The 11,535-nt window shown below is 42.5% G+C and carries 11 protein-coding genes and 1 tRNA gene; 9 read left to right on the forward strand and 3 right to left on the reverse strand.

All coding sequences use genetic code 11. The annotated features are described in order from the left end of the window. The first annotated feature begins 1 nt into the window (after nucleotide 1). From HC175_RS01430 to HC175_RS01455, 6 genes are all read left to right on the forward strand, one after another. Nucleotides 2–604, forward strand: a complete 603-nt coding sequence (locus HC175_RS01430) for an NADH-quinone oxidoreductase subunit J family protein (RefSeq protein ID WP_168136732.1) — start codon at nucleotides 2–4, stop codon at nucleotides 602–604. 63 nt (nucleotides 605–667) lie between these two features. Then, the gene (nuoK, locus tag HC175_RS01435; RefSeq protein WP_168136733.1) at nucleotides 668–985 is read left to right on the forward strand and encodes an NADH-quinone oxidoreductase subunit NuoK; all 318 of its coding nucleotides are present in this window, start codon (nucleotides 668–670) and stop codon (nucleotides 983–985) included. A 12-nt stretch (nucleotides 986–997) separates the two neighbouring features. After that, nucleotides 998–2,917 carry an NADH-quinone oxidoreductase subunit L gene (gene nuoL, locus HC175_RS01440; RefSeq protein WP_168136734.1) on the forward strand — a complete coding sequence of 640 codons (1,920 nt, stop codon included), beginning with the start codon at nucleotides 998–1,000 and terminating at the stop codon, nucleotides 2,915–2,917. Between the two features lie 6 nt (nucleotides 2,918–2,923). Next, entirely contained in the window at nucleotides 2,924–4,411 is a 1,488-nt protein-coding gene (locus HC175_RS01445) for a complex I subunit 4 family protein (protein ID WP_168136735.1), read from the forward strand. 16 nt (nucleotides 4,412–4,427) lie between these two features. After that, entirely contained in the window at nucleotides 4,428–5,855 is a 1,428-nt protein-coding gene (locus tag HC175_RS01450; RefSeq protein ID WP_168136736.1) for an NADH-quinone oxidoreductase subunit N, read from the forward strand. A 6-nt stretch (nucleotides 5,856–5,861) separates the two neighbouring features. Next, nucleotides 5,862–6,179 carry a hypothetical protein gene (locus HC175_RS01455; RefSeq protein WP_168136737.1) on the forward strand — a complete coding sequence of 106 codons (318 nt, stop codon included), beginning with the start codon at nucleotides 5,862–5,864 and terminating at the stop codon, nucleotides 6,177–6,179. Between the two features lie 103 nt (nucleotides 6,180–6,282). Here HC175_RS01455 and HC175_RS01460 read toward each other — a convergent pair whose 3' ends face one another. Continuing rightward, nucleotides 6,283–6,924 carry a c-type cytochrome gene (locus HC175_RS01460; RefSeq protein ID WP_168136738.1) on the reverse strand — a complete coding sequence of 214 codons (642 nt, stop codon included), beginning with the start codon at nucleotides 6,922–6,924 and terminating at the stop codon, nucleotides 6,283–6,285. 263 nt (nucleotides 6,925–7,187) lie between these two features. On the opposite strand from HC175_RS01460, the gene HC175_RS01465 reads away from it, so the two are divergent. After that, nucleotides 7,188–9,149 (forward strand): PAS domain S-box protein, encoded by a 1,962-nt coding sequence (locus HC175_RS01465; protein WP_168136739.1) that lies wholly within the window; start codon nucleotides 7,188–7,190, stop codon nucleotides 9,147–9,149. Next, the gene (locus tag HC175_RS01470) at nucleotides 9,146–9,532 is read left to right on the forward strand and encodes a response regulator (protein ID WP_168136740.1); all 387 of its coding nucleotides are present in this window, start codon (nucleotides 9,146–9,148) and stop codon (nucleotides 9,530–9,532) included. The genes HC175_RS01465 and HC175_RS01470 overlap by 4 nt, the downstream gene beginning before the upstream one ends. Before the next feature lie 9 nt (nucleotides 9,533–9,541). Here HC175_RS01470 and HC175_RS01475 read toward each other — a convergent pair whose 3' ends face one another. After that, the gene (locus tag HC175_RS01475; protein WP_168136741.1) at nucleotides 9,542–10,453 is read right to left on the reverse strand and encodes a diacylglycerol/lipid kinase family protein; all 912 of its coding nucleotides are present in this window, start codon (nucleotides 10,451–10,453) and stop codon (nucleotides 9,542–9,544) included. 132 nt (nucleotides 10,454–10,585) lie between these two features. Between HC175_RS01475 and surE the strand changes: the two genes are divergently transcribed. Next, the gene (surE, locus tag HC175_RS01480) at nucleotides 10,586–11,311 is read left to right on the forward strand and encodes a 5'/3'-nucleotidase SurE (RefSeq protein ID WP_235942494.1); all 726 of its coding nucleotides are present in this window, start codon (nucleotides 10,586–10,588) and stop codon (nucleotides 11,309–11,311) included. Between the two features lie 71 nt (nucleotides 11,312–11,382). Here surE and HC175_RS01485 read toward each other — a convergent pair. Further along, nucleotides 11,383–11,457, reverse strand: a tRNA-Pro gene (locus HC175_RS01485). Between the last annotated feature and the right edge of the window lie 78 nt (nucleotides 11,458–11,535).

Consider the following 11,535-nt stretch of genomic DNA (forward strand, 5'->3'; position numbering starts at 1 on the left):
CATGGAAAAAGTAATATTTTACATCCTAGCAATAATTATGGTTACCTCGGCAATTGCCGCGGTGAGCAGCCGGAAAATGCTTCGGTCGGTAGTATATCTCCTCTTCGTTTTAATAGGAGCTGCCGGACTCTATTTTCAGATGGATTACAACTTCCTTGCTGCCATTCAGCTAACGGTTTATGCCGGGGGGATCGTGGTCCTCATCATTTTCTCTGTCCTTCTTATTCAGCATATAGAAATGGAACTGGAAGTGGCCGGGAAATACAGGCAAACGATCTCTGTTTTACTTTGCCTGCTGGGTTTAAGTGTTTTCCTGGCAACCATCTATGCGCATCCTTTTGAAGCAGCCGGAGTGACTACAACTACTACCACAGCAGAAATTGGAAGAGCGCTGCTCAGCTTCAAAAAACAGGGTTTTATTCTGCCTTTTGAAGTGATAAGTGTACTGCTGCTTTCAGCAATGATAGGAGCTATTGTGATCGCAAAAGGTGGAAGAGCAATTAAGCAACCTCCCCTTGAAAAAATAGATCCCGAAAAGATCCTTCAGAAGATCTCGAAGGAAGTTAATGAAGAGAAAGTACCTGAAGAAGAAATAGGTGTCTAAAATGACATTTTTGAACCAGAATAATTTGAACACATCCGGCAGTTGCCGATAAATATAAAACCTATGATCCTGGGCGTAAGCATAAACGAAATCCTCACCCTCACTTCAATTCTGTTCTTCATTGGAGTATATGGGTTTATTACCCGAAAGAATCTCATCTCAATCCTCATCTCTCTGGAGTTGATCCTGAATTCTTCAATAATAAATTTTGTGGTGATCAATAAGTACCTCTATCCCGAGCTTCTGCAGGGAATGGTATACTCCATTTTCATCATAGCCGTAGCCGCGGCCGAAACTGCTTTGGCAGTGGCTATTATCATCAACATCTACAGGCGAACAGGCTCTGTAGAAGTTAACGAAACTGAAACCATGAAGCATTAATCTGTAAAAGAAATGAACCTCATCAACCTTCTTTTAATTCCTGCGATCCCCCTGGCCGTCTTCCTGGTCCTCGGGATCTTCAGCCATAAGATCAAACCGGCAGCATCGGGCGTTATTGGTGTGGCAGGTTTGGCTACCTCCACCCTCCTCTCCTACTATACTGCCTGGCAATATTTTTTTGTTTCCGGAAAAGCTAATGGTGCTTATCAAACCTTTATAGAGAAAACGGTCTGGATCAATTTTACCGATACACTGCATATAGACATGGGTGTGCTTGTGGACCCAATTTCGGTAATGATGCTTATCGTAGTTTCCACCGTCTCCCTAATGGTGCACATCTACAGTAGAGGCTACATGAAAGGCGATGATGGTTATACCCGTTTCTTCGCCTACCTTTCTCTTTTCACCTTCTCAATGTACGGACTGGTACTCGCCACGAACCTGTTCCAGATCTATATATTTTGGGAATTGGTGGGGGTATCTTCCTTCCTGCTCATTGGATATTATTATACAAAAACTTCGGCCATTGCAGCTGCTAAAAAGGCCTTTATTGTTACCCGCTTTGCCGACTTCGGATTTTTGATCGGGATCTTTATCATCGGCTTTTATACCAACACTTTTGACTTTCAACTACTAAATGATCCTGAAGGACCTGCGATCCTCACCTGGGCGTCCTCTTCCTTTATGGGGCTTTCGGTGATCACCTGGGCACTGATCCTCATCTTTATGGGTGGTGCGGGGAAATCGGCTATGTTCCCGCTACACATCTGGTTACCCGATGCGATGGAAGGACCTACCCCTGTCTCCGCTTTGATACACGCCGCAACCATGGTTGTTGCCGGTGTATATCTCGTTGCCCGCCTCTTCCCGATGTTCTATATGGTTGAAGATGGATTTTCGCTGCAGATCGTCACTTATGTAGGTGCCTTCTCTGCCTTATTTGCTGCTATCATTGCCATTACTCAAACCGATATTAAAAGAGTCCTCGCCTTTTCAACCATGTCCCAACTTGGTTACATGATGATGGCGCTCGGTGTTTCCGGCTTTGACGGACACGAAGGTGTAGGTTACATGGCTTCCATGTTCCACCTTTTCACCCACGCCATGTTCAAAGCCTTACTCTTCCTTGGAGCAGGCTCTGTGATCCACGCGGTACACAGTAATTTGCTGCAGGACATGGGAGGATTGCGAAAATATATGCCAGTGACCAACATTACGTTCCTTATTGCAGCTCTTGCTATTGCAGGAGTTCCACCACTGGCCGGGTTCTGGAGTAAAGATGAGATCCTTGTTGCAGCTTACAGCAACAGTCAGTTCATTTATGGAGTGGGTGTCTTTGTAGCAGGTTTAACCGCTTTCTATATGTTCAGGCTTTACTTCGGAATATTTTGGGGTAAGGACACAAAATATGCTCATACTCCGCATGAATCCCCTGCTTCCATGACCATTCCGCTTATTGTTCTGGCAGTGCTTACAATTACAGCAGGCTTCGTGCCCTTTAGTGAATTAGTAACTGCAGATAAAGCGGGATTTGAAGCTCATTTAAATTTACCTCTTGCAGCTATTGCTGTAGCGGTGGGTGCGTTGGGAATTTTCCTTGCCTGGATCTTCTACAAAAAGGAGAACGATCTGGCTTTGCGATTTGCGATGGCATTTGGATCCCTTTACAAGTGGACAACAAACAAATTCTATTTTGACGAGATCTATCTCTTCATGGCAAGGACCATCTTCTTTAAGAATGTAGCTGCTCCCATTGCAAAATTTGATAAAAAAGTGGTTGATGCCACCATGGAAGGAATAGGAAATCAAACTGTTGTGATCTCGGGAAAGATCAAAGGCTGGCAATCAGGTCGGGTGCAGGACTATGCTTTCGGCTTTATTGGAGGGGTAGTCATCCTCGCCCTGGTCTTCATTTACATTTATACTAACTAAAGTGTTATGGATATTTTAACTCTATTTGTCGTTGTTCCGGTTCTGGTGATCCTGGCACTGGTCTTCACCAAAGATCTAAAACAAGCAAGGATCGTATCCATGATTGGTGGATTGATCCAGCTGGGAATGGCTATAAACCTATTATTCGCATACTTCAGGGAGAGAGCAGTCAATGATGCTGTAATGCTCTTCACCAGAGACCTGGTTTGGTTTGAACAATTCAATATCCATTACAATATTGGAGTGGACGGAATCTCAGTTTCCTTGGTCCTGCTTACCTCCATCATCGTTCTTGCCGGAGTCTTTATCTCCTGGAAAATGGAAGAATTACCCAAGGAATTTTTTATTTCCCTGATCGTGCTGGCTACCGGAGTCTACGGGTTCTTTATTTCTATAGACCTCTTTACAATGTTTGTGTTTTACGAGATCGCCGTGATCCCAATGTACCTGCTAATTGGCATCTGGGGTTCCGGAAACAAAGAGTATTCTGCTATGAAGCTCACCTTGATGTTGATGGGAGCTTCCGCAGTTTTAATGGTGGGAATCCTTGGGATCTATTTCAATTCAAATGCCGATGGCGGAGCGTTAACTTTTAATATCCTTGAGATCGCCAAGGTGAACATTCCTTTTGAAGCGCAGAAGCTGTTCTTCCCTTTAACCTTTATCGGATTTGCCATTTTAGGAGCTCTATTTCCTTTCCATACCTGGTCACCTGATGGACATGCCTCTGCGCCTACTGCAGTTTCCATGTTACACGCCGGAGTTTTGATGAAGCTTGGAGGCTACGGAATCTTTAGAGTAGCTATGTTCCTGCTTCCTGCAGGAGCATTAGAGTGGAGCTGGTTCTTCATCATACTTTCGGCTACCGGGGTAATCTATGGCGCCTTTGCTGCCCTGCGTCAAACCGATCTGAAATATATTAACGCTTACGCTTCTGTGAGCCACCTCGGGATGGTCACCTTCGCGCTGCTCATGCTGAATAAAACAGCCTGGAATGGAGCCATCTTACAATCCCTGTCTCACGGATTCATGACGGCCCTGTTCTTTGCTTTGATCGGAATGATCTACGGTAGGACGCACACCCGGGATATTACAAAACTCGGTGGCTTGCTTAAGGTGATCCCTTTTATTTCGGTAATCTACGTAATTGCCGGAATGGCTTTGCTGGGGCTACCCGGATTCAGCGGATTTGTCGCTGAGATGAACATCTTTATGGGTGCATTTCAGCAGGACAGCATGTTCTACAGGATCGCCACCATTGTCTCTATTTCAGCAATAGTGGTAACTGCAGTATATGTACTGCGGGTGGTTGGAATAATGCTCATGGGCCCGGTGAAGAATGAAGCCTATACAAAACTTGAATCTACCACCTGGTATGAAAAAACAGGAATTATGTTATTGTTGATCCCCATTATAGGAATTGGTGTAGCTCCATTGTGGATAAGCAATTTAATTATGGAAAGCCTTCAGCCCTTCATCCAGGGAGTGCTATAAATTAAAAGAATAGAAAATGGAACTGAGTAGTTTTTTACTAATGCGGCACGAGATCTCCCTACTGGCGATCATCCTGCTGCTCATCATTGCCGAGATAGCAATTCTCGATCGTAAGAAAAGTAGTATTCTGCACCTGGCTTTGATTTTCTTTGGAATACATACCGCAATAGGATTCTTACCTCTTGCTGAAAGTTTTCTATTTGGAGGAATGTTCAGGAGTAATGACATGATCCACTTTTTTAAAGGCGTTTTTAACATCGGCGTTTTCACTCTTTTACTTCAGTCGGCGGAATGGCTGGAAAAGAATATGATGAATCAGGAAAGAGGAACAGAATTTTTCATCCTGTTGTTCGCTTCCCTGCTGGGAATATATTTTATGATCTCTGCAGGCGATTTTCTTATGTTCTACATAGGAATGGAACTTTCCACCCTACCCGTTGCTGCTCTTGCGGCCTTTGAAATCATCAAAAGAGAATCGGGCGAGGCCGGAATCAAATTCATTCTTTCGGCAGCTTTGGCTTCGGGAGTATCCCTGTTCGGGATCACCATGCTTTATGCCACCAACGGTTCCATCTATTTTGAGGATATACTAACTACCTTGACTGCGGAGAACCTTACCATTCTTGGATTCTTACTGTTCTTCGCCGGACTCGCATTTAAGATTTCCCTTGTGCCCTTCCATTTCTGGACTGCCGATGTCTATGAGGGAGCTCCAATTGGCATTGCCTCATACCTTTCTGTGATCTCCAAAGGTGCTGCAGCCTTTATATTGATGATCCTGCTTTTCACCGTGCTTAAGCCATTAATGCACATCTGGGAGCCTATGCTTTTTGTGCTTGCAGTGGCTACTATGTTTATTGGCAATATCTTTGCCCTTAGACAGGAGAACATGAAACGTTTCCTTGCCTACTCTTCCATTGCACAGGCAGGATTTATTCTCCTGGGGCTTATAAACGGAAGCCTGTTGGGAACTGCAACAGTAATTTACTTTGTAACCATTTATATTTTCTCCAATCTGGCAGCATTTGGAGTTGTGCAGGCTATTTCCACCCAAACAGGAAAAGAGAATATGAAGGATTATGAAGGGCTTTACAGAACTAATCCGAAGTTGAGTCTCGTCATGATGCTGGCACTTTTTTCTTTAGCGGGAATTCCGCCGGTAGCAGGTTTCTTCGGAAAGTTCTTCCTCTTCACGGCAGCAGCCAGTGAAGGTTATTACCTGCTGGTCTTTCTGGCGGTGATTAACGTAACCATTTCTCTTTATTACTACCTGCTGGTGATAAGAGCAATGTTCGTGCGAAAAGGGGAAGATCCAATCCCGTTTTTTGAAAACAAATTGTACATGAGACTTGGCCTGCTTATAACAGTAGTGGGAATCCTGGCCCTCGGCCTCTATAGCCCATTGTACGAATACATACATCAATTAAGTGCAGTTTTAAATTAAAAAATTATGGCATTAGATGGAAAACATAGCTTCGGAAGCATTGGAGAAACAAGAGTGAGCTTCATTGAGAAAAAGATCCATGGAGACAGGAAGGAATTTCTCACCCGACTTCTCGAGCACAACCAATTTGAGGTTTTGGTAGAGGAAGAAAAGAGAAAAACTCCTGAAGAGCCCCAGCTTTACACCCTTGGAGTAACAGATATTACTTTTAACCCTGTAGTCGCAGTGTTTGAACGAAAACTAAAAACATTTGATGGTCGAAAGGTAACGCCGGCATATTGGAATCAGCTTACCAATGAGGCCAAACCTCAATACTGGGAATAGGTTCAGTAGATTTTTGTTTAAGTTTAGGTTGGTCGGGGACGGCCGGGGCCTCTGCAATGCAGAGGCCTTTTTTTTACCTTCCAAAAATGCCATTTTTGACACCCTATTTCTGCGCCAGTTGCGTGGGTGGAATTGGTGCCGGGACAACATTTTCGACAGGTTTAGTGCTTTGCAGGTAGGCAAACATAGCCTCCAGGTCCTCGTCTGTAAGGTGCGCAAAGTTGAACCAGGGCATAGGAGGTAAAAGTTCTCTGGAATTTTCAAGTCCCTTGAATTTTCCTTTGCGCAAGGCGGTTTTGAATTGTTCCAAACTCCAGTTTCCAATACCGGTCTCATCAGAAGTGATGTTTGCAGAAAAAGAGGTGCCCCAGGGACCAACAGCTGCTGTAAGATCTCCATTCATGACCATATAACCAAGCGGCAGCTGAGACATATCTACTTTTGGTAGCTCTTGCCCCTGCTGAAATCCTGAGAGTTGCAACCCTTCAATTTCTTCCGGCCCCTTTTCTCCAAATTTCTTGGGAGAATGACAATCTGCACAACCAATGGTGGTGACAAGGTATTTACCTCTTTCCACTTGTTGATCCTGAGTTTCAGCAGCAGCAGTAACTGGAGTCTCAGGAACTTCTGCATAATTCTTATCCTGGCATCCTGTAAAAAGTACTACTGAGCAGGAGAAAAACAAAAAAATCAAAAAGGATTTTTTTGGAGCAAATTTCTTAAACGGAACAGCAGAATTTTTCATTATAAATAATTTATATTCCATAAATATCCCTAAATTTTAGATCGAAAACAAAACTAAACGTTAAGATGCTGAAATACTTGTTATTTTACTCCTTAGAGATTGAAAATGATTGATAGCTATTTCCTTATGTACGTTTTTTAATACAATTTGAAATGACCTCTTCAATTCTTCATAACAGGCTCAAAAACCTGAAGTTTTAGCTGTTAAAATTTTCTTAATAGAATTATTAGTATTAGACTTGCTGTTTAATAGCTAAAACCAGCATGAGCTTTAAAAAAACAGGATTTCCCCTAAAATCCGACAAACCGGTACTGGCCGGATTTTTAGTTTTTCTCACCGTCTTGCTCCTGGGAGCTTTTATTTACTGGCAACGATATCAAATTCTGCATGAGGAACGGGGCCGCGAGATGCGCGGAATCATACAGGTTATAGATAATAATATTTCCCAGGTCTTAAAAAGTAGTTATTCGGCTGCCTTAAGTCAGGCTTTATTGATCGGTGACAACGGAGAGATCAATGATTTCGAGATCAAGGCTAAGCAACTTCTGGAGGCAAATCCATTTCTTGATGCTATTCAACTGGTGCCAAATGGTGTGATCACTCATGTTTACCCATTGGAGGAGAACGAAGCGGCTCTCAATTATAACATTCTGAAGGACGAGACCCGCAACAAGGAAGCCTTACGAGCTATTGATGAAAAGAAAATGTATTTTGCCGGTCCTATTGAGCTTAAACAAGGTGGATTAGCTGTGGTAGGCAGGTTGCCCGTTTTTATTGAAGATGAGTTCTGGGGATTTTCTGCCGTGATCATTAAGTTCGAGAACTTCCTGAAGCATGCCGGTTTCAATAAATTGAATTCCAAAGATTATAAATTTCAGTTCTCAAAGGTAGATCCAGATACTGGAATTGCCACTTTTTTCCTAGATGAAGACTTATCATCTGATGCTTATTCCGAAGAAATTCTTTTCACCGACGGAAACTGGAAGATTCATATTGCGCCTGAAAACAAATTTGTTCCTTTCATAAGTCTGCTTCCTCTAGGCGTACTATTTTTATTTTTAGCATTCTGGTTAAAACATCGTACCGTAAAGATCATGAAACGCCCGGAGAGACTTCAGGCAATGGTCGATGCGCAGAACATTGAGATATTTAACAGTAATCTTCGGTTCAAGAAAATATTCAATCAGGCGGCAGTGGGAATGGCCAGAATGGACACAAGAACCGGAACCTTCATAGAAACCAATAAGCGTTTCAGAAACTTTTCGGGCTATTCAGAAAAAGAAATTACCGGAATGAGTTTCAGGCAGCTTTCACATCCCGAGGATATTGAGGAAAACCAGAAGCTCATGCAAAAATTACTGCAGGGGGAGATCAAGGAGTACAGCCTGGAAAAAAGAGCCATTAGGAAAAATGGTACGGTAGGTTGGATCAAACTTACTGTTTCTCCCTTATGGCACCCGGGCCAGGAGCCTTCTAATCATATTGCCATTATTGAAGATATCACGAAGAGCAAAGAAGCAGAATTACAACTGACGAAATCCTACAAGGTGCTGTTAGATCAAAATAAAAGACTGGTCAATTTCTCATACATCATCTCCCATGATTTGAGGTCGCATTCTACTAACATACAGTCCATCCTGGACCTGTATGGTATGAGTGAAATTCCGGAAGAAAAGGAACACTATGTTGAACTTCTTACTAAAGTTACCGCAAATCTCAACCAGACTTTACATCATCTCAATGAAGTAGTTTCCATTCAGAATAGTCCCAATTTGAAGAAGGAAAACCTTAACCTTCAGGAATTTGTAAACAAAACCATAGAGAATCTTTCAATTCAAATTCGTGAAAAGAAAGCAGAAATGATCGTGGAGATTCCAGAGGGGGCGAGGGTTTATTTTAATTCGGCTTATCTAGAGAGCGTGTTGCTCAATTTTATTTCGAATTCTTTGAGGTTCAGCGATGAAAATAGAAAACCTGTTATTGAGATCAGGGCTACTGAAAGAAACGGAAGATGGATCCTTCACATTTCAGATAATGGAATTGGAATTGACCTTGAAAAAAATATGGATAAGCTGTTTGGTCTTTACAAGACCTTTACCAACCGAAGAGACTCCAGGGGCATCGGACTTTTTATAACCAAACACCAGGTGGAAGCCATGGGTGGCGAAATTGAAGTGGAAAGCACCCCTGGGATTGGCACTACATTTAAAATCAAATTCCAGTGAAAAAGACGATCGCAGTAGTGGACGATGATGACATCTACAGGATCATCGTAAAGAAAATGATAAGCATAAGTGGCCTTTTTGAAGCCGACCATTTGTTCAATGATCCTCAAATGGCATTGAGATCTTTTAAGGAAGAAGGAATAAGTCCCGACATCATCCTGCTGGACGTCAATATGCCGAGCCTTGATGGGTGGGAATTCCTGGATAACCTGAAGTCATGTTGCCCTGATATTTATCACAGCTGTGATATTTACATCGTCACCTCTTCAATTTACAGCAAAGACCAGGAAAGAGCAAAGTCTTACCAGGAAGTAAAAGGTTTTATAAGTAAACCCATCAGTCAGGACATCCTGAAGAAAGTAGCTTCAACCCCTACACTTTAAGGACCAGCTTTAATCCTCAACAAGAAATTGGAGTCTGCCAGGATCTACTTCAACTACTATTTTTTCATTCTTATAATGCTTTAACAGGTCATCATCGACATGCACCTCCTCACCTTTCCACTGTAAAACTGCCTTTTTTCCCCGATAGGTTTTAGAGAGGGATCTTAAGGAGGTTTCGTTTTTTCTTCCCTGAAGCAAATCTTCCAGGTATTGCACTAACAACGCCCTGTTTTCTTCAGGAATGACCACAAGATCAAATTTCCCGTCTCCTGGATCTGCTTCCGGAGCTAAATAAAATTGTGGCCCAATGAACTTGATGTTCAGCAATTCAACCAGGAGAAAATTTGCTTTTATCGCTTCATCATCTATAATGATCTCTGCCTCTTTTGCCTCAAAATCTTTCACGATTTCAATTAAATTCATAAGGATGACCCTTAACTCCTTATCGGGATCTTCAATTTCCACTTCATTCTTTTCCATTTCTCTTATGAGCTTCGGAAATATGCCAAACCCCATCCCTTCTATAAAAAAATCAAAAGAGTCAATTCCTGAAATCTGACCTATATCGAAACTTTTTACCTGCTTTTCTTTCTTCAGGTTTTCGCTGTTTATTTCTGACGGAATCTCTAAGGTATGAGCGATATTGTTGGCTGTTCCAAAAGGGAGGATCTGAACAGGAATTTTTGAGACCTCAGCATTTTTTGAGATAAGTAGGGTCTGCGCTAGTTTTTGAACGGTACCATCTCCTCCTGCCACAAAAATGATCTCAGGATCTTTTGAAGTAAATTCCTGCCAGCCTGGTTGATCTGTAGAAAAATATGTTACATCATAATCTGCAGATGTTATCATTTTCTTCACCTCTGCTTTCTCGTGTTCTCCAGAACCTGCCGTAGGATTGTGGATAAGGACAGCCTTCTTCATATTTTAAACTTTTTAATAAATTTAATCAGGCAGCAACACTTCAAGATGCTTCTTAACATAGACTTATAATTCCTCTTGGTACTTTTTTCCCAAAGTTTTGTAATTTAAATATTGAATGTTTTAAAGAAGAGAATGATGAAGATCCTGGTAACTAATGATGACGGAATTTACAGCCCCGGGCTTTCCTCCCTGGCGAGATGTGCTGCAGAATATGGGGAGGTTATTGTGATGGCGCCCGATGTGGAACAATCTTCTATGGGACAGGCGATCACTTCTGCCCGACCCATAACCTATAAAAGATCTCCCATCCACTTTGAAGGCATGGAGGCATATCGCGTTAGTGGAACTCCGGCCGACTGTGTGGCACTGGGCACTCATTTATTTGACGACATTGACCTGGTACTTTCAGGAATTAATATAGGCTCCAACCTGGGAAACTCGGCCTGGCATTCAGGGACATTATCGGCTGCGAGACAGGCGGTTCTTTTTGGTATTAGAGGTATTGCATTAAGTGTATCTGTAGGCGACGATGAACCTGATTTCGATGCCCTGGAACCTTACGTGAAGCCAGCCCTAAAAGAGGTGATGCATGAATACGAAATGGAACTGCTCAACATCAACTTTCCTCGCAAACCACTGGGAGAGATTGCATGGACCTGTCAATCTATAAGGCATTATGACGGAAAAGTTATTCAACAGGAAGACCCTATGGGTAGAGAACATTATTGGTTTACTGTATTTCCTATAGAAGAAGTTGAGGAGGGAACAGATCGTTGGGCTGTCAAAAATGGCAAAACCAGCATCACTCCTATGATCCTGGATCTAACAAACAAGAAGATCTGGGAGTCAAAAAGGTGATTTTTGCTTTGTCCAAAAGCCTTTCTAGTGGAAACAAAAAATCCCTGCACCTTCGTGCAGGGATTTTTTTGTCGGGGTGGCAGGATTCGAACCTGCGGCCTCCTGCTCCCAAAGCAGGCGCGATAACCGGGCTACGCTACACCCCGAAATAATTCAAAATTCAATATCTAAAATTTGAATTTACTCAAAAGGGAATCTTGAACCTTAAATTCAAAATTTTGAAT

The organism is Salinimicrobium oceani (assembly GCF_012037645.1).